Origin of the sequence: Bacillus sp. AFS077874, assembly GCF_002566505.1 — a bacterium.
In the GTDB taxonomy this organism is placed as follows: domain Bacteria; phylum Bacillota; class Bacilli; order Bacillales; family Bacillaceae_G; genus Gottfriedia.
Genome location: NZ_NUYF01000010.1, coordinates 232,232 through 249,953, shown reverse-complemented (window position 1 = coordinate 249,953; position 17,722 = coordinate 232,232). Strand labels below are relative to the sequence as shown.

The window sequence follows — 17,722 nt, the reverse complement described above, 5'->3', positions numbered from 1 at the left end:
ATAAAAGCTCTTGTTCTCTATTTGAGGAAACAAGAGCTTTTATTTTATTGTATATAATTCCTTTGTTTGAGCTTCAAGTATTCTTTCATTAAAAATTGATGTAATTAAGTGATCGTACCCTAAGGTTTCACATAATATCCAGTTATATTGCATTTCTAGAGGTAACGAATTTATTTTATCTTTTAATTCATTCATAAGAGTTCCTGAAAAAAATAAATATGGAACGATTATTACTTGATGATTTTTTTCTGTCAATAGCTGATTCCAAGATTCGTGAATCGACGGCTTTGAAACGGCCATAAAAGCGGGGAGAACAGGATGCTTTAAATTTGCTTCAAGGAGTTTAACGATTGAATTGAAATCATTTATCGTTAATGGATCACTACTTCCTCGTCCAACTAGTAGTATTTTAGTTGGCTTTATTAAATGCTTAACCTTTTCATTTATTCGCTTTTGGATTAATTCGATCATATTTTTGTGTATTCCGATTGGAGTGGCAATTTTTATTTTTATGTGTGGATATTCCTTTTGAAATTTCGCGATTTCAAGAGGAATATCCACCTTTGCATGATTTGCAGAAAGGAGTAAAACCGGCAATACTGTTACCGATTTTGCTCCTTTACGCAAACAATTCTCTAATCCTACTGAAATTGATGGTTCTGCGAGTTCAATAAAACTAATTTCTTGAACAGGGCAATCGATTTGTTTTTGTACTTTTTTAACAAATTGTATGGCTGAATGGACAGCCGATTTTACACGGCTTCCATGACATACATATAAGATTGCATCCATTCTAAAGCACCTCATTCCATTTTTAGGGAGAATTTATAGACTAGAATAATTAATGTTTTTCTGTTCAGTGATCACGTTATAGTTAGTCTCAAACCATTGTAATTGATGGTGTAATTTAACGACTTCTCCTACGATAATCATACTAGGATTGGTTATTTTTTCTTTTTCAACGTCTGTTATTACATTTTTTAATGTACTAATGACAGTTCGCTGTTGTTCAGTAGTACCATAGTGAATCAGGGCAACGGGTGTGTCTTGATGTTTTCCATTTGAAATTAGTTGGTGACGAATATACGGTAAGTTATTAACTCCCATATAAATTGCTAGTGTGTCAATGCCTTTTGCTAAAGAGGCCCATTTAACGGTATCCTCTTCTTTGCAATGACCTGTTACAAAAGCAAAGGAACTACTATAATCACGATGTGTGACAGGTATACCAGCATAAGCTGGAGCTGCTATACCTGATGTAATGCCAGGAACGATTTCAAAGGAGACACCACGTTCTACAAGATAAGTTGCTTCTTCCCCACCACGACCAAAAATGAAAGGATCTCCACCTTTTAATCGAACTACGTTTTTTCCTTTTTTTGCATACTTCACTAAGAAAGCATTTATTGTTTCTTGTTTTAATGCATGGTAGTTTGGGAGTTTACCAGCGTATATTAATTCGACGGATTCTTTTGCATACTCTAATAGTTCCTTATTAACTAGTCGGTCATATATAATGACATCTGCATTTTGAATGCACTTTAGTCCTTTTACAGTAATTAGATCAACATCTCCTGGTCCAGCACCAACTAAATAAACTTTTCCAATCATTCCACACACCTCATCATCATCGTTTACTTAAAACTTCTAAATCTAAAACAAATCCACCACTTTGACTAACTTTCTTTTTTTCATACATCAGTAGTTCTTTAACGTCCGGTTTCTTAACATAAAACTTTTCAAGTTCTGTATCAACTAGTTTAAATGCTTTTTCATCATCACTTGCTAATATAACAATAGGAACGATACGGCTTTCGATTGTTGCCTCAAATCGATATAAAAACATAGGTCACCGACTTTCTTTAAGATGCATTGACAGTTTCAAGAATGGAAGTTAAATAGGTTTGTAATTCTTCAATTCCAACTCTTGAAACATAATCTAAAAAGGTTTCTGAAGGTAGTTTATTTTCGCTAAAGTGCTGCAAGAATTTTTCTAATACTAGGTGAAGGGCAGGGGATTCAACCTTCCCTTTTAATTTTTCATTTAATTTACCACCGTTGGCTAATGTTCCACCTACATAGATTTCAAAAGCCTCTACTAATTCTTTTTTCTCATTACGAGCCTTAATTCCTTGAAGTCCTATATCAGCAATTGCTCTTTGACCACAAGAGTTAGGGCAACCAACCATATGAATTCTTACAGGTACATCTAAATTAATTTTTTCATCTAAATAAGAAGCGGTATCCTTCATACGAGCCTTCGTTTCGACTAAAGCTAAATTGCAGTATTCATTTCCGGTACAAGCAACAGAGTAACCAATAAATTTTGGCGGTATTGGCGTGAATTTTTCAAGTATTGGTTCTTTCAATAATTCATCAATATTTTCTGCTGGAATATTTGGCAAAATTAAATTTTGTGAATTACAATTACGTATTTCACCATTACCGTATTTTTTAACAATTCTAGCTAACTCAAAAACTTCCTTAGAATGCAATCTTCCAACAGGTATACTTAATCCAACATAATTTAGTCCTTCTTGCTTTTGTGGATGAACTCCATAAAAATATCCTGCATTCCATGACTCTTCAAAGCCAGTTCCTTTTGTTAATAGCTTACCTGTATATCCTTCTAAAACTTCTTTAAACTTTTCAACGCCCCAATCAGCGACTAAAAACTTTAAACGAGAGTGATGGCGTTTCTCACGGTACCCATAATCTCTAAAGATTGTAGTAACGGCGATTGCAATTTCCTTCACTTGATGTGGTAACAAGAAAACATCTAGTTCTTGAGCTAAATGTGGAGCGGAAGAAAGCCCACCACCAACTTTTAAATGGAAACCAGAAGTTTCTTTGCCGTCAATTTCTTTAATAGCCGGAATAAATGAAATGCAGTTAATTTCTGCATTTGATGCATTATTTTTATTAGTACTGATCGACATTTTATATTTTCTAGGCAGATTGGAGAACTCTTCATTAAACTGAAAGAATTCATAAATTTCCTTTACGATTGGTGTAGTATCAAATAATTCATTCGGATCGATCCCTGCAAGTGGATTTCCTACGATATTACGTGTAATATCACCACATGCACCAGCGCTAGATAGCCCAACTTTTTCTAAACGAGTGAAAATATCTGGTATTTGATCAATTGTTAACCAATGAAATTGGATCGCTTGTCGGGTTGTAATATCATATACATCTCGACCATAATCACGAGCGATTTCTGCTAATGTTATAAGCTGTTCATTTGTTAATATGCCAGACGGAACATTAACTCGCATCATAAAATATCCGGCTTCCTTTGGTTTTTGTAAATAGCATCCAGCCCACTTGAATAAATCCCATTGATCTTTTGGAATTGATTCAAACCCATTTTCAGCATAGTAGGGGATGTCATCATAAATTTTAAGTCCATCTTTAACGAGTTTCTTTTTTTCAGTTTCATTTAGCTTAAGATTGTCTTTCCAAATTTTTTCAAATGCCATCGAACATCACCTTACCCAATATAATTTTTACTCTTTAAAAATTGAAGTATTGTTTCAACACATTCTTGTACGGATTGCTTATCAGTATTTAATGTAATTTCTGGATTTATTGGTGCCTCATACGGAGAGCTGATCCCCGTAAAGTTTTGAATTTCTCCATTTTTTGCTTTTTTATAAAGTCCTTTCGGATCTCTACTCTCACAAGTTTCAACGGGGCATTCTACGTAAACTTCAATAAACTCGTCTTGTTCGACTAATGACCGAACGATATTTCGATCAGCAATAAAAGGGGAGATAAAAGCCGTTAAGACAATTTGCCCGTTATCAACAAAAAGTTTTGCTACTTCACCAATTCGTCTTATGTTTTCGGTTCTGTCAAAATCAGTGAAACCTAGATCTTTGTTTAAGCCGTGACGAATATTATCACCATCTAATACGTATTGTTGAACATTAAGATGGTATAAAGCTTTTGCTATCTCGTTAGCAATCGTCGATTTACCTGAAGCAGATAAACCAGTAAACCATAAAATACAGCTGTGGTGATTGTTTTTTTGACGACGGTCTTCTTTTGAAATACTAGCTTGATGCCAAACTATATTTTTAGACATTCAACTTTTCTCCTATTCTACAGAAATTGATTCAGGTTCTTTTAAACCTTCAATTAGTACTTCAACAACTTCTTTTCTACTAAAAGCAGAAGGAGGAAGTTCACCTTTTTTTAGCATTTCACGAACCTTCGTACCTGATAAAGTTACGTGATGCTCGCTACCATGCGGGCATGTTTTGGTTGATGCCATATTCTCGCACTTTGTGCAATAGAAACTATTTTCAAAGAATAGGAGAGAGATTGCTAATTCATCTTGCGAAAAATTTTGAAAGATTTTTTGTGCATCATAAGTTCCGTAGTAATTGCCAACGCCAGCATGATCACGCCCAACAATAAAATGTGTGCAGCCATAATTTTTTCTAACAATCGAATGGAACACAGCTTCTCTCGGTCCCGCATATCGCATAGCGGCAGGGAATACGGCTAAAAATACTCGATCTGTAGGATAATAGTTTTGAAGTAAGACTTTATAGCTTTTCATTCGGACTTCTGCAGGAATATCGTCCGATTTTGTCTCTCCAACTAATGGGTTTAAGAACAAACCATCTACAATTTCTAGTGCGGTTTTCTGAATATATTCATGGGCACGATGAACTGGATTACGAGTTTGAAACCCAACTATTTTCTTCCAATTTAATGATGCAAATTTTTCTCTCGTTTCTTTTGGACTTAAATAATGTTCAGTAAATTGAGGACGATTAATTTGTCTAATAATAGTTACTTCGCCACCTAAATAAACATCACCACGGGAATACATTTTTGCTACTCCAGGGTGGTTTGTGTCAGTAGTACCATAAACAAACTGTGCCTCAAGTAATTTGTTAGGTGTATAAATATCATCAATCTTTAACAATCCATACACATTATTTTCAAAAGTTAGTTTAACTTGTTCTCCTAGTTTTAGATTGCTAGCTATTTGTCCACTCACAGGAAGGGTAATTGGAATACTCCATACAGTCCCGTCTTTTAATCTCATTGTGCTTACGACTTGCTCATAATCATCCTTTCCTAAATAACCAGTTAGGGGACTATAAGCTCCATTTCCAATTAACTCTAGATCACTTAACGCAATTAAATCTAAAGGAATTTCCTTCAAACCATCCTTAACAGTAACTTCTGGATTAAATCGATTAATTAAGACTCCGCCATGTGGGGGTAAACTCATTTCTAAACACTCCTTAAAATTTCCTATTTTAATAGTTAGTAAGAATAAACTTTCATTTTTTAGCATCTAATATAGACAACTAATCATGTAATCCACATTCAGTTTTCTGTGAACCAGACCAACGACCAGATCGGCTATCTGAAGAATTTGAAGCGGGTAATGTACATACCTCGCAACCAATACTTGGGTACCCTATATCGTGTAATGGATTGTATGGGAGATTTTTGTAATATACATATCGCCAAACTTCCTTCCAAGTCCAATGGATTAAGGGGCAAATTTTAATTGAACTGAACTTATTATCAAGATTAAGAAATTCTGTTTTTTGTCTTGAAGGAGATTGTTCCCTTCTTAAGCCTGACACCCAGGCTGGAGCACCTTTTAGAGCTTCTTGAAGTGGTAAGATTTTGCGAATATTACAGCACTTATTTGGTTCACGCTTCCATAACTCATCTCCATGAATACTAGCTTGCTCTTCTAAAGTTAGACTTGGCGTTTTCTTTTCTATTTGTAAGCTTGGATATTTAGCTTGCACGCGGTCTATTAATTCATAAGTTTCCTTGAAATGTAGGCCGGTCTCTAAGAAAACAACCTTTGCATCAGGTTTTACTTTTGAAATTAAATCAATTAATAAGATTCCCTCAACTCCAAAGCTACAAGCATAAACTAGATCATCACCATAGGTTTTGTAAGCCCATTCGAGTACTTCAAGTGCACCTTTTGTTTCATTATCAATCGAAAAGTCAGGTATACTTTTCTCATTCCAATTTTCAAATCTCATTTTCTTTTCCTCCAATTGACATAAGAAGCCAAGTTATCCTAAAAAGAAAAGGCAGCTCAAATCTACATTTTTCATACGTAGACTTGAGCTGCCTCTAGGTTTTCTAGTCAGCAGGAACCCTATTTACTTTAATCGTATTTTTTCTTGTTTTTCTACTTGAATAATTCTCCCATCTTGAACGACTAATGTGATTGTTCCAAATCTTAAACCATTAAGTAATGATTCCACGACCTCAATGATGGGTGTTAAGTCGTTGGTTTGGCTCATGAGCTTCCTCCTAGAATTTAATTACAACTAAGTCTATCAGAATTATATGAATTGTCAATTTCAAAAATGATAATTTATTAAAAATTTATATATTTCATAATCTTGTATTATGTGATTGAAGTTCTCCATTATTTGTCAACTATTAAATAAAAATAATAAGTAAAAAACATACTAATATTGGTACAAAAGTAAATCTGTTTTACATTTTAATATTTAACAAAAATAATTTTGTTCTTATAAGCTATTAATGAATATACAATTATTTAAGAAAGATAATAATGGAATAACAATTAGTTACACCTAAAGGAGGTTCCTTTTGACAATTCATCATAACGAGCCATTAATTTCAGCTATTATAGCGTGGTTTATTGCGCAGTTTTTAAAGGTCATTATCCATTTATTTAAAGAAAAAGAATTTGATATATCTAAGTTTTTTGCTTCAGGTGGTATGCCAAGTTCACATTCCTCGACAGTTACTGGATTAGCATTAAGTGTTGGATTAACAGAAGGTTTTGGAAATGTTACTTTCGCAATCTCAGCAATTTTTGCGACGATTATTATGTATGATGCTTCAGGTGTAAGATTGGCAGTTAGTAAACATGCAAAGTTATTAAATGATTTTTTTCATGGAAGAATTAAAAATTATAAAGCATTAAATGAACTAGTAGGTCATACTTCATATGAAGTTGTTGTTGGAGCATTAATTGGAATCATCATTGCCATCATAGTTTCAAAATTTTAACGCTCTAATATAAATCATTAGATTTATATTATGGGCGTTTTTTTACACATTGATAAAAGATCAATGGCAACGAGTAGGCTTTACGACGGGGTGGCAACTACCCTCTGCGTCTTCGCTTTAAGACTTTAATCGAGAGAGTTTTCTTTCTCTATTTTCTGACTCAAAATATAAATCAATAGGCGAATTTACATCAGTTTGATAAGATATTGGTAGGATATGTAAATAAGGAGTGGAAGAATGAAAAGTACAGTAAGTGAAAATAGTGCTTGGAAAAAGGTGGGTCGATCGATTTATCAATTCCGGTATATTGTTATTGCAATTTTAGCTATATTTTCAATCATTCTAGGTATTTATTCGAAGCATTTACCTGGCATTTTAGATGGAGATGGTTTTAGGACACCTGGAGAGTATGAAAAAGCTAAGAATGTGCTAGAAAAAGAATTTGAACAATCGCCAGATTCACTCATCATTATTCTCGAGCGAAAAAAGGGTGCCACAAGCGTCGATTTCCAATCTGATATTGAACGGATTGTGAAGGAAGTTCAAAAGGAAAAGAATATAAAACAATTTCATCATCCTCTAATAAATCCGGGTATGAAAAAAGATAATATTGCCTACTTATCTCTTTTATATAATGAGAAGGATCACGATAAGCTTGTTGATCTAAACAATAAATTTGCAAAAAAAGTAGAGTCTTTTTCAAATGATACTGTAAAGGTAGGGACAACTGGATTTACAATCATTAGTGATGTAATGAATAAAACTAGTCAAGAAGACTTAAAGAAAGCAGAGATGATCGGTGTACCGATTGCGTTTATCGTCCTATTTTTTGCATTTGGAAGTTTAGTTGCATCTGCAATTCCAATTATAATCGGTATGATAAGTATTTTAAGTACATTTGGAATTTTATTCTTTATAGGTAAGCATGTTGACTTATCAATCTTTGTCTTAAATGTTGCACCGATGATTGGCTTAGCATTATCAATCGATTTTGCCTTATTATTCGTAAGCCGTTATAAGACTGAATTACAGAACCATTCAACAGTGAAAGAAGCAATTAGTATAACGTTTGCAACTGCAGGTAGAGCGATTATTTTTTCTGGTATTTGCGTATTTATAGGGTTATCAGCTCTGTACTTCATAAATATTGATTTATTTAGAAGTGTCGCAATAAGTGGTGCAGTTGTTGTATTAGTTAGTTTATTTTTATCTTTAACTCTTTTACCAGCAGTCCTTTCAGCTCTTGGTAAAAATATTAATAAAGGTACGTTAAAATCCATTGCGAATCGAAGCCAAGACCAACAACAAGCAGTTTGGAGAAAATTTGCAAATTTCGTTATGAAAAGACCAATCATCATGGCACTAACATCATTAATCATTTTAGGTCTTTTCGTCATTCCAATTAGGGATGTGCACTTAAATATCCCTACAATTGATGCATTACCAAAGGATGCAACGTCGAGAATTAATTATGAAAAATATCAAAAAGCTTTTCTTCCGGAAGCTCAAAAACATGGAACAATCTCAATTGTACTAGAATCTAATACGGACTTTTTAAAGCAAAATAATGTAAATGCATTAGATAAAATACAGAAAAAGCTTGAAGATGACAAAAATGTTTATGAAGTTAAAAGTGTGTTGAATGCAGTTAATTTAAACGCTCAGCAATTAATACCTGCTTTAAAATCTCCAAACGCATCAAAAATTCAGCCTGCGATTGATGCCTATATTAAAAAGAATAAAACTTATATTCAAGTATTCTTGAATTCTGATCCAAAATCAGAAAAAGGGAAGCAATGGGTAAGAGATTTTGAAGATAAATACAATGGGAAAATTGAAGGACTTGACTATACTATAGGTGGTCAAGTGAAATTTGAACAAGAATTATTTGATGAAATTACAGATAATATTGTATACGGTTTACTTGTAATCATGGTTAGTACTTTTATCATATTAATGATTGCATTTAGGTCCATTATCATTCCAATCAAAGCGATCTTAATGAATGTATTATCTTTAAGTGCAACGTTTGGAATCATTACTTGGCTATTCCAAGGTGGTAATTTTGGCTTACCTCAATCTGATATCATGTTGATTTTGCCAGTGTTTGTCTTTGGATTAGTTTTCGGTTTAAGTATGGACTATGAAGTATTTTTAATGTCGAAAATGCAAGAGCTATACTATGAATCGGGAGATAATACTTATTCAACAAGAGAAGGGTTAGTATCGACGAGCCGTATTATCACATCAGCGGCATCCATTATGATTGTTATTACAGGGGCATTTGCTTTTACTGATATGGTACCTGTTAAACAGATGGGAATTGGGATTGCTATAGCCATTTTCTTGGATGCTACAATCGTTCGTTTAGTTTTAGTTCCTAGCTTAATGCAGTTATTTGGAAAATGGAATTGGTGGTTTCCATTTACAAAAAATAAAATCGATGAACCCTCTAAACGAGTTGGATAAATCAATTAAAGAAACTGTTATTCATTTCATATTTGAGTAGCAGTTTTTTATTTAAGTGAACTAACTTGGTCTGTGTAAAAATTCCCAATTTTTCGAAACTATAGAAAATACATGGTCAAATTTGGTAAACTAAAAATGAAAGAGGAGGAGTAGTAAAAATGTTAAAAAGATCAATAAGGGCAATTTTAATAAGCTGTCTTGTATTAACAATCAGCTTATTAGCAGCATGTGGTAACAATAATGAAAAATCTGCAAATGGTAAAAAACATGGGAAATTACCAATTGCAACAATAAAGGTAAAGGATTACGGTGTCATTAAAGCTGAATTATATCCTAATATTGCACCAAATACAGTAGATAATTTTATATCACTAGCAAACAAAGGCTTTTATAATGGATTAACATTCCATCGAGTTGTTAGAGACTTCGTAATTCAAGGTGGCGATCCTAAGGGAACTGGTGGCGGTGGCCCAGGATATGCAATTGATGGAGAATTTACATCAAACGGTTTTAAAAATAACTTGAAACATACAACAGGTGTACTATCTATGGCACGAACTGGTGATCCAAATAGTGCTGGAAGTCAATTTTTCATAATGGCAAACGATACACCTGACCTAGATGGGCAATATGCTTCATTTGGTAAAGTGACAGAAGGAATCGATATTGTTAAGAAAATTGACGCAGTTGAAGTGGATTCAATGGAAAAACCTGTTACTCCAGTAATCATCGAGTCGATAAAGGTAGATACAAAAGGCGAGAAATACGCTAAACCAAAAACTCATAAAGAATAAAATCGTCCTTGAGCTTGGTTTTAATGACTTCTACATAAAACTAAAAAAACTACTTCAAAAAAATGAAGTAGTTTTTTCATTATTAAATGGATTATAAACCTTTTTTAATTTTACCAGACCAAAGTTTGTAGCCGCCTTTAAGTTGGTAAAGTTCTGTTACACCTTGTTTACGTAAAATACGTGCAGCTTGTCCTGGACGAACGCCCATTTGATCATATAAATAGACTGCCTGATCTTTACGAATTTCTTTTGAACGCGTTTTTAATTGTGCGAACGGAATATTACGAGCACCTAATATATGGCCGTTCTTAAAATCTTCTTGATCACGTAAGTCAATTAGCTGAGCTTTACGGTAGCCAGCACGAAATTCTTCCTCACTTAACGTTTTAATTAAACGTTTTTGGTAGAAATACATAACTGTTGAGTATACAATGATACCTAGTACGACAAAAATTATTGGTAAAAACTGACTCAAATTTTTCAACACCTTTCAATTACCTACTTATCTTATTATAATTCTCTAGTAGGATTGTGCAAGAAACTTTCATTAAAAAAGTAAAAATTTATCGAAAAATGAGGAGATTTTCAACATGACAAAGACAAAGTGGTATTTTATTAATAGCGGAGTAAAATCAGGTAGCTATAATATGGCTCTTGATGAATGCTTAATCAAGTGGCAAAGTGAAGAAGGTTTTCTTCCAACACTGCGTTTCTATGAATGGGAAAATCCTACTGTAACAATCGGATATTTCCAAAAAAACCAAGAAATAAGCTTAGAAGCATTAAAAAAATACAATGGTGATTTCGTAAGACGCCAAACCGGTGGAAGAAGCGTGCTTCATCACGATGAATTAACTTATAGCGTAATTGTCCCAGAAAGCTACCCAAATATGCCAGTATCTGTTACAGAAGCATATCGAGTGATTTCAATGGGGATTTTAGAAGGGTACAAGCTACTTGGTTTAGATGCTTCTTTTTCTGTACCAAAAACTGCTGAAGAAAAAAATGAATTAAAAAACCCAGCAAGTGCCGTTTGTTTTGATGCGCCATCATGGTATGAAGTAGTTGTAAATGATAAAAAAATTGCTGGAAGTGCTCAAACGAGACAAAAGGGCTCAATTCTTCAGCACGGTTCAATTCCTTTAAATATTGATGTTGATATGTTATATGACTTATATATTTTCTCTTCAGACGCTGTGAGAGAGAGAATGAAAAAACGATTCTTAGATCGTGCAACTTGGATCAATGCAGAAAGTTCTACACCTAAAACAATGGCTGACCTGTATGAAGCATTTGAAAAAGGCTTCGAAATTGGCTTAGATATCGAGTTAGTATCTTATGAATTAACAGAGGCTCAAGAGAAGGAAGTACAGGATTTAGCTGCTACTAAATATGGTACTGAGGAATGGAATTTACGTAAGTAGTTTTTTATTGAAAGCCTTTTTGGCTTTCTTTTTTTTTTGCATTGAGTTTTGGGGGAGAGAAGTGAATAAATTAGGATAATTGTAGAAGTGCAAATAAAAGAAGTAAAGGTGCAAATAAATGAGGTGAGAGTGCAAAAAAATTAGAAGTGCAAATAAAAATGGTCAAAGTGCAATTAAAATTCACAAGAGAAACTTCCTACCTTTTCCACTGTTTTAATTATTATCGTGGTTAATACTAAACAAAAAAGTGGAGAAGGAGTAGATTATATGAAGCCTTTTATACCAAAGCTTGTTTATTTCGAGCCCCAAGCTTTAGAGTATCCGTTAGGAAAGGAATTAAAGGAGAAATTTGAGCAGATGGGTTTAGAAATAAGAGAAACAACATCCCATAATCAAATTCGAAATTTACCTGGTGAAAATGATGTGGAAAAATACCGGATCGCTAAGTCTACTTTAGTAGTCGGGTTGCGTAAGACTCTAAAGTTTGAAACATCTAAACCTTCAGCGGAATATGCAATTCCTCTTGCTACTGGCTGTATGGGGCATTGTCATTATTGCTACTTACAAACAACGCTTGGTTCCAAGCCTTATATTCGGGTATATGTAAATTTAGAGGATATTTTTGAGCAAGCCCAGAAATATATAAAGGAACGCGAGCCTGAGATTACACGGTTTGAGGCTGCGTGTACTTCTGATATAGTTGGCATAGATTATTTAACACATTCTCTAAAGAAAACGATTGAATTTATTGGTGAAACAGAATACGGTCGTTTACGATTTGTAACGAAATTTCCACATGTAGATCATTTACTTGATGCAAAACATAATGGAAAAACAACATTCAGATTCAGTATAAATTCTAGGTATGTTATCAAAAACTTCGAACCCGGAACTGGTTCATTTGATGAGAGAATAGAAGCCGCGAAAAAAGTTGCATATGCAGGATATCCATTTGGGTTTATTGTTGCACCGATTTATATGCATGAAGATTGGGAAGAGGGCTATGAGGAGCTTTTTATTCGATTAAAGGATGCATTAGGTGAATTGGCAAATGAGAAGATGACATTTGAGCTTATACAGCATCGGTTTACTAAGCCTGCCAAAAAGGTGATTTTAGAGAGGTATCCTAATACTAAACTTGAAATGGATGAAGAGAAAAGGAAATATAAATGGGGTAAATATGGAATTGGAAAATATGTTTATCAAAAGGAAGAGGCTGCTTCAATTGAAGAGACCATTTCGGGTTATATAAAAAAGTATTTTCCAAATGGAGAAATTCAATATTTTACATAATGAAGTGTATCTATTTTCTAGGTACACTCTTATTATTTTCATCATACTCTTATACAGAATGAAGATCTATTATCATTTAAATGTGTTCATGTTAATTGCACTTTTGGTTTATGTGTTGTATCATTTTATTGATGCTTATTGTAACGGAATAAAGTTTGAATGAGTGTATTGGAGGAAGAACATGCCCACACCTAGTATGGAAGATTATATTGAACAAATTTACCTTTTAATTGAAGATAAAGGGTATGCTCGTGTATCTGATATTGCTGAAGCATTATCAGTACACCCATCGTCAGTAACCAAAATGGTGCAAAAACTAGATAAAGACGATTACTTAATTTATGAAAAATATAGAGGGTTAATCCTAACCGAAAAAGGTAAAAAAATGGGAAAAAAACTTGTCTATCGTCATGTATTACTTGAGCAATTCTTAAGAATTATTGGTGTGGATGAAAACTTAATTTATCAAGATGTTGAAGGAATGGAACATCATATGAGTTGGGAAGCGATTGATCGAATAGGAGAACTTGTACAATTCTTTGAAGAAGATAAAAATCGAATTGAAGCATTAAAATATATTCAAAAATCGAATGAAGAGCAATCGAATTCAAAAAAATAAGAAGACTGTGTTTCGAAATAGAGCACAGTCTTTTACTTTCAAATTAATGGTCTTTAGATTGATTAAATTGTCCAAAAAGAAAGACCGTGCTTAGTAGGAAGCACGGTCTTTCTTTTTGCCCTTTTCACCCTCAATCACAGTTAAGTGACTTGCATCCTTTGATCGTTTTTTTAACAAAGGCGTGGAGGTACTTTTTCTTGAAGTGGGCTTTGATTTGTTAATCGATTTTTTAAACGAGCTAGATTTTTGAGTGTTATATTTTTTTATAGTTTGTTTTGCAGCCTTACGATAGGAGTCTTGATGGCTTCTTTGACTGTTTGAAGATGAAAAAACTCTATAAATAAAATAAATAATTAAAAGGATTAATCCAATAAACAAAAATCGTTGTAATAATTTTGCTGGATCGTTTATCAACTGAGCAATTAAGCCAAAAAGTGCTAATGCTATTATTCCATAAAATATTGATGTGTACACTTTTTGATTCACTTTAAGCACCTCCTATGGTGAAGAGTAGATAATGTATTAGAAAAATATTGTTTCTTATAGTTTATTACATTTTATCCAATAAGTTGATATTTTTTATAAAATTCTGTCAATTATTTATTGTTATTTTTTTCCACTTCTAAAAGTCGGTTAAATGAAGCGATTGAAACTTCAACTTGATCATCAGATGGTTCTTTAGTTGTTAATAATTGAAGCCATAATCCAGGGTAACCTACCCATCTTAATATAGGAATATTTCGAACTTTATTTGTTAATTGAAGAACTTCGAACGAAACACCTATAACGACTGGAATTAATAAAAGTCGATCGACAATTCTTAACCATAGTGGGCTTGTTGGAACTAAGAAGTATATGAACATACCAACAATTACAGTAAATAGGATAAAGCTGCTTCCACAACGATAATGAAGTCGAGATTGTGATTGGACTCCTTCAATCGTTAAAGGAATATTGTTTTCATATGCATTAATCACTTTATGCTCGGCACCGTGATACATAAACACTCTTTTTATAAATGGAGTCAATGAAACTAAGTAAATATAAATTAATAAAAAACCTAGTTTTAAGATACTTTCTATTACGACTTGTTGAAAATCGGTTTCAAATATTGGTTTCAGTGTTGCTGCTAGTAGTACTGGTACAAGTGTAAAAATAACTTTTCCAACTAAAAATGATAAAACGGCTAGTAATGAGAGTCCGAGATAAGTTGCAAGCGTACCTTTTTGTTTTTCACGCTCAATGGCAATTTTCTCATCATCTTTTGGATCAATTCCGTATCTTTCAGTTGAGTAATTTAAATGCTTGGATCCATTAATACTTGCTTGTATAATCGCGACTACACCACGGACTAAAGGAATTTTCTTTAATTTTTGCATTGTCCGATTTATATGTATCGGTTCTTCATAATATTGAATTTCTTCATTTGTCCTGCGGATAGCAGAGACTGTATGTGTTTTGCCACCAAACATTACGCCCTCTACGATTGCTTGACCCCCATAAACTGCTTTATTTTTCTCTCTCATGTTGCACCAACCTAAACTTGTTTTTTATCTATTACTATCTATTGTAAATGTAAGCATAATAATGGTGCAAGTAAGAAGTAGGAAAATCTAAATAATAATCATAATATTTTTAATTTTCTAATAAAAAATCGGAATCACATTAAAAATTTCTTTGTTGGACATAATACTCAGAGATATTTAGCAATGTATGGAAAGGGAAATGTTAAATGCAGGAAAAAGATAAAGAACAAGAAAAAAAGCAAGATCAGGATCAAGAACAAGAAAAGGATATGCAGGGTCAAGAAAATAATCAAAACCAAGATCAAAATCAGAGTAAAAGTCAAAATGAATACCTAATCCAAGGTGGCGATGGTGATTCAAAAGGGAATAAGAACTTTAATAAGATTGCAAGTATTGGGTTTTTTGGTGGCATATTTTGGTCTTCTGTTTTGTTAGTACTAAGTTATTTTGACTTTACTCAAATTGGTCCAAATTTTGTTTTAGAAAGAATTAAACTTGGAAAATGGGCAAATGGTTATATTGAAAACTTAATTTCTATAGTTGGTATTGGGATTATATCAATTATTATTGCTTTTATATTTTATTTTATCGGTAGAAAATTTAACGGAGTTCTGCCAGGTATATTTTTTGGATTACTCCTATGGGTTATTGTTTTTATTCTTCTTGGTAAAATAGCATTCGATTTAAAAGCAATTAAGGATTACTCGTCTGATACGACAGTTACTACAATCTGTTTATTCATTTTATACGGAACTTTTATTGCATATTCTGTTTCTTTTGCATTTCAAGAGCAAAAGGCATATTTGCGTGGCTATTCAAAATAGTCTGGCCTATGATAAAATAAACCTTGGGTATTCCAAGATATGTGTATTTGGGATAAATATGCGAAAAATGATGGGTGGAGACTTTTAAAATGGCTAAGTTTTTATTATTGAATGGACCTAATCTAAATATGCTCGGTCAGAGAGAAGTTTCTATCTATGGTTCAACTACATTAAAGGATATTGAGGATCATTTATCATCGCTTGCACATGAAGATGGGGATACGATTGATTGCTTTCAATCGAATCATGAAGGTGAATTAATCGATCAACTGCATGCGGCAAATAAAGTCTATGATGGGATTCTGTTTAATCCTGGCGCATTTACTCATTATAGTTATGCAATTCGTGATGCAATTGCAAGTATTACCGTGCCAACTATTGAAGTACACATTTCAAATATACATAAAAGAGAAGAGTTCCGACATACTTCAGTTTTAGCAGCTGTAACTGTAGGGCAAATCGTTGGTTTAGGTGTGTATGGATATGATCTAGGGTTAAGTGCGTTAAAAAAGATTAGTAGGGGAGAGAGAAACAATGGAAAAAATTAAAAAGTTACGTGAAGCTTTAGTAGAAAAAGGATTAGACGCATTATTAGTTACTAGTACATACAACAGACGTTACATGACGAACTTCACAGGTTCTGCTGGTGTTGCATTAATTACACAGGACAAAGCTTTATTCATTACTGATTTCCGCTATATTGAACAAGCTACTAGCCAATGTGAAGGTTATGAGATAGTTAAACATGAAGGTTCAATCCCAGCTGAAGTTGCAGCTTTAACTGAGAAATTTGGCGTAGCAAAACTAGGATTTGAACAAGATCATGTTACGTTTACAGAATTTGGTTCATACCGCAAAGTAGGAAAAGCAGAATTAGTTCCTGTAAGTGGATTAATTGAAAAATTACGCTTAATTAAAACGGATGCAGAGATTTCAATCATTAAAGAAGCTGCTAAAATTGCAGAATCTGCTTTTGATCATATTTTAGGATTTATCCGTCCAGGTGTTACTGAATTAGAAGTATCGAATGAGTTAGAATTTTTTATGCGTAAATTAGGTGCTACTTCATCATCATTTGATACAATCGTAGCTTCTGGTACTCGTTCTGCGCTTCCTCACGGTGTAGCATCAGAAAAAGTAATTGAAACTGGTGATTTTGTAACGTTAGATTTTGGTGCATACTATAAAGGTTATGTGTCAGATATGACTAGAACAGTTTCTGTAGGTGAGCCTCATTCTGATTTGAAGAAAATTTATGATATCGTTCTTGAAGCTCAATTACGTGGTGTTAATGGGATTAAAGCAGGTATTACAGGTAAAGAAGCTGATGCTTTAACTCGTGATTATATTACGGAAAAAGGTTATGGAGAATATTATGGACATGGAACTGGCCATGGTATTGGTCTAGAAGTTCATGAGGGACCTGGCGTATCATTCCGTTCTGATACAGTATTAGAGCCAAATATGATCGTAACTTGTGAACCAGGTATTTATATTCCAAATCTAGGTGGAGTTCGTATAGAAGATGATTTAATCGTTAAAACTGGTGGTAACGAAAACTTAATGTCTTCACCAAAAAATCTAATCATTTTATAAGATTTCATTAGATTAGAAATTAGAACTACCCAAAAAGCGTATTTTACTTTATGATATAAAGTTGTAAAAGAAATTCATGGTAAGAGAAATGGTTCTTTTTTACACAATACATACTTATAGAACCATTTCA

20 protein-coding genes are annotated in these 17,722 nt (G+C 33.3%); 9 read left to right on the top strand and 11 right to left on the bottom strand.

All coding sequences use genetic code 11. The features are described from left to right. Positions 1 to 39: 39 nt before the first annotated feature. The 8 genes from COJ46_RS12540 to COJ46_RS12505 form a co-directional block, all read right to left on the bottom strand. Complete coding sequence (locus COJ46_RS12540; RefSeq protein WP_176522651.1) at positions 40 to 792, bottom strand: sirohydrochlorin chelatase; 753 nt, start codon at positions 790 to 792, stop codon at positions 40 to 42. 33 nt (positions 793 to 825) lie between these two features. Continuing rightward, the gene (cobA, locus tag COJ46_RS12535) at positions 826 to 1,611 is read right to left on the bottom strand and encodes a uroporphyrinogen-III C-methyltransferase (protein ID WP_141437835.1); all 786 of its coding nucleotides are present in this window, start codon (positions 1,609 to 1,611) and stop codon (positions 826 to 828) included. 16 nt (positions 1,612 to 1,627) lie between these two features. After that, complete coding sequence (locus COJ46_RS12530) at positions 1,628 to 1,846, bottom strand: DUF3906 family protein (protein WP_097978543.1); 219 nt, start codon at positions 1,844 to 1,846, stop codon at positions 1,628 to 1,630. 16 nt (positions 1,847 to 1,862) lie between these two features. Continuing rightward, positions 1,863 to 3,485: a nitrite/sulfite reductase gene (locus COJ46_RS12525; RefSeq protein WP_097978544.1), complete on the bottom strand. Its 1,623-nt coding sequence runs from the start codon at positions 3,483 to 3,485 to the stop codon at positions 1,863 to 1,865. 11 nt (positions 3,486 to 3,496) lie between these two features. Then, complete coding sequence (gene cysC / locus COJ46_RS12520) at positions 3,497 to 4,093, bottom strand: adenylyl-sulfate kinase (protein WP_097978545.1); 597 nt, start codon at positions 4,091 to 4,093, stop codon at positions 3,497 to 3,499. Positions 4,094 to 4,105: 12 nt separating this feature from the next. Continuing rightward, positions 4,106 to 5,257, bottom strand: a complete 1,152-nt coding sequence (sat, locus tag COJ46_RS12515) for a sulfate adenylyltransferase (protein ID WP_098565980.1) — start codon at positions 5,255 to 5,257, stop codon at positions 4,106 to 4,108. Positions 5,258 to 5,336: 79 nt separating this feature from the next. Continuing rightward, positions 5,337 to 6,038 (bottom strand): phosphoadenylyl-sulfate reductase, encoded by a 702-nt coding sequence (locus COJ46_RS12510; protein ID WP_097978547.1) that lies wholly within the window; start codon positions 6,036 to 6,038, stop codon positions 5,337 to 5,339. Positions 6,039 to 6,161: 123 nt separating this feature from the next. Further along, entirely contained in the window at positions 6,162 to 6,305 is a 144-nt protein-coding gene (locus tag COJ46_RS12505) for a YezD family protein (RefSeq protein ID WP_097978548.1), read from the bottom strand. A gap of 316 nt (positions 6,306 to 6,621) precedes the next feature. Between COJ46_RS12505 and COJ46_RS12500 the strand changes: the two genes are divergently transcribed. The 3 genes from COJ46_RS12500 to COJ46_RS12490 all read left to right on the top strand — a co-directional run bounded on the left by COJ46_RS12500 (position 6,622) and on the right by COJ46_RS12490 (position 10,310). After that, positions 6,622 to 7,047 (top strand): divergent PAP2 family protein, encoded by a 426-nt coding sequence (locus COJ46_RS12500; protein ID WP_286133646.1) that lies wholly within the window; start codon positions 6,622 to 6,624, stop codon positions 7,045 to 7,047. A gap of 237 nt (positions 7,048 to 7,284) precedes the next feature. Then, complete coding sequence (locus COJ46_RS12495; protein ID WP_098565979.1) at positions 7,285 to 9,516, top strand: MMPL family transporter; 2,232 nt, start codon at positions 7,285 to 7,287, stop codon at positions 9,514 to 9,516. 158 nt (positions 9,517 to 9,674) lie between these two features. After that, positions 9,675 to 10,310 carry a peptidylprolyl isomerase gene (locus tag COJ46_RS12490; protein WP_097978550.1) on the top strand — a complete coding sequence of 212 codons (636 nt, stop codon included), beginning with the start codon at positions 9,675 to 9,677 and terminating at the stop codon, positions 10,308 to 10,310. Between the two features lie 91 nt (positions 10,311 to 10,401). Here COJ46_RS12490 and COJ46_RS12485 read toward each other — a convergent pair whose 3' ends face one another. Next, on the bottom strand, positions 10,402 to 10,725 hold the full coding sequence (locus tag COJ46_RS12485; protein ID WP_082459617.1) for a rhodanese-like domain-containing protein: 324 nt from the start codon (positions 10,723 to 10,725) through the stop codon (positions 10,402 to 10,404). A gap of 175 nt (positions 10,726 to 10,900) precedes the next feature. Between COJ46_RS12485 and COJ46_RS12480 the strand changes: the two genes are divergently transcribed. From COJ46_RS12480 to mntR, 3 genes are all read left to right on the top strand, one after another. After that, positions 10,901 to 11,734: a lipoate--protein ligase family protein gene (locus COJ46_RS12480; protein ID WP_097978551.1), complete on the top strand. Its 834-nt coding sequence runs from the start codon at positions 10,901 to 10,903 to the stop codon at positions 11,732 to 11,734. A gap of 267 nt (positions 11,735 to 12,001) precedes the next feature. Further along, positions 12,002 to 13,027, top strand: a complete 1,026-nt coding sequence (splB, locus tag COJ46_RS12475; RefSeq protein WP_098428810.1) for a spore photoproduct lyase — start codon at positions 12,002 to 12,004, stop codon at positions 13,025 to 13,027. A gap of 181 nt (positions 13,028 to 13,208) precedes the next feature. Beyond that, positions 13,209 to 13,646, top strand: a complete 438-nt coding sequence (mntR, locus tag COJ46_RS12470; protein ID WP_097978553.1) for a transcriptional regulator MntR — start codon at positions 13,209 to 13,211, stop codon at positions 13,644 to 13,646. Between the two features lie 90 nt (positions 13,647 to 13,736). On the opposite strand, the gene COJ46_RS12465 is transcribed toward mntR, so the two are convergent. Next, on the bottom strand, positions 13,737 to 14,132 hold the full coding sequence (locus COJ46_RS12465) for an SA1362 family protein (RefSeq protein WP_097978554.1): 396 nt from the start codon (positions 14,130 to 14,132) through the stop codon (positions 13,737 to 13,739). Between the two features lie 110 nt (positions 14,133 to 14,242). Further along, a complete protein-coding gene (locus COJ46_RS12460) occupies positions 14,243 to 15,172 on the bottom strand; it encodes a DUF1385 domain-containing protein (RefSeq protein WP_097978555.1) in 930 nt (309 codons plus the stop codon). A gap of 206 nt (positions 15,173 to 15,378) precedes the next feature. Here COJ46_RS12460 and COJ46_RS12455 point away from each other — a divergent pair, with 206 nt between their 5' ends. From COJ46_RS12455 to COJ46_RS12445, 3 genes are all read left to right on the top strand, one after another. After that, positions 15,379 to 15,996, top strand: a complete 618-nt coding sequence (locus COJ46_RS12455) for a YqhR family membrane protein (protein WP_097978556.1) — start codon at positions 15,379 to 15,381, stop codon at positions 15,994 to 15,996. 89 nt (positions 15,997 to 16,085) lie between these two features. Continuing rightward, positions 16,086 to 16,544, top strand: a complete 459-nt coding sequence (gene aroQ / locus COJ46_RS12450) for a type II 3-dehydroquinate dehydratase (protein WP_097978557.1) — start codon at positions 16,086 to 16,088, stop codon at positions 16,542 to 16,544. Then, positions 16,531 to 17,592: a M24 family metallopeptidase gene (locus COJ46_RS12445; RefSeq protein ID WP_097978558.1), complete on the top strand. Its 1,062-nt coding sequence runs from the start codon at positions 16,531 to 16,533 to the stop codon at positions 17,590 to 17,592. Before aroQ ends, COJ46_RS12445 begins: the two co-directional genes overlap by 14 nt. The last annotated feature ends 130 nt before the right edge of the window (positions 17,593 to 17,722 follow it).

Excerpts from the sequence above, each read along its gene's own strand:
- COJ46_RS12505 (WP_097978548.1), bottom strand. The coding sequence starts at position 6,305 with ATGAGCCAAACCAACGACTTAACACCCATCATTGAGGTCGTGGAATCA.
- sat (WP_098565980.1), bottom strand. The coding sequence starts at position 5,257 with ATGAGTTTACCCCCACATGGCGGAGTCTTAATTAATCGATTTAATCCA.
- COJ46_RS12455 (WP_097978556.1), top strand. The coding sequence starts at position 15,379 with ATGCAGGAAAAAGATAAAGAACAAGAAAAAAAGCAAGATCAGGATCAA.
- COJ46_RS12525 (WP_097978544.1), bottom strand. The coding sequence starts at position 3,485 with ATGGCATTTGAAAAAATTTGGAAAGACAATCTTAAGCTAAATGAAACT.
- COJ46_RS12480 (WP_097978551.1), top strand. The coding sequence starts at position 10,901 with ATGACAAAGACAAAGTGGTATTTTATTAATAGCGGAGTAAAATCAGGT.
- COJ46_RS12510 (WP_097978547.1), bottom strand. The coding sequence starts at position 6,038 with ATGAGATTTGAAAATTGGAATGAGAAAAGTATACCTGACTTTTCGATT.
- cobA (WP_141437835.1), bottom strand. The coding sequence starts at position 1,611 with ATGATTGGAAAAGTTTATTTAGTTGGTGCTGGACCAGGAGATGTTGAT.
- splB (WP_098428810.1), top strand. The coding sequence starts at position 12,002 with ATGAAGCCTTTTATACCAAAGCTTGTTTATTTCGAGCCCCAAGCTTTA.
- aroQ (WP_097978557.1), top strand. The coding sequence starts at position 16,086 with ATGGCTAAGTTTTTATTATTGAATGGACCTAATCTAAATATGCTCGGT.
- COJ46_RS12445 (WP_097978558.1), top strand. The coding sequence starts at position 16,531 with ATGGAAAAAATTAAAAAGTTACGTGAAGCTTTAGTAGAAAAAGGATTA.
- COJ46_RS12530 (WP_097978543.1), bottom strand. The coding sequence starts at position 1,846 with ATGTTTTTATATCGATTTGAGGCAACAATCGAAAGCCGTATCGTTCCT.
- mntR (WP_097978553.1), top strand. The coding sequence starts at position 13,209 with ATGCCCACACCTAGTATGGAAGATTATATTGAACAAATTTACCTTTTA.
- COJ46_RS12460 (WP_097978555.1), bottom strand. The coding sequence starts at position 15,172 with ATGAGAGAGAAAAATAAAGCAGTTTATGGGGGTCAAGCAATCGTAGAG.
- COJ46_RS12490 (WP_097978550.1), top strand. The coding sequence starts at position 9,675 with ATGTTAAAAAGATCAATAAGGGCAATTTTAATAAGCTGTCTTGTATTA.
- COJ46_RS12495 (WP_098565979.1), top strand. The coding sequence starts at position 7,285 with ATGAAAAGTACAGTAAGTGAAAATAGTGCTTGGAAAAAGGTGGGTCGA.
- COJ46_RS12485 (WP_082459617.1), bottom strand. The coding sequence starts at position 10,725 with ATGTATTTCTACCAAAAACGTTTAATTAAAACGTTAAGTGAGGAAGAA.
- COJ46_RS12540 (WP_176522651.1), bottom strand. The coding sequence starts at position 792 with ATGGATGCAATCTTATATGTATGTCATGGAAGCCGTGTAAAATCGGCT.
- cysC (WP_097978545.1), bottom strand. The coding sequence starts at position 4,093 with ATGTCTAAAAATATAGTTTGGCATCAAGCTAGTATTTCAAAAGAAGAC.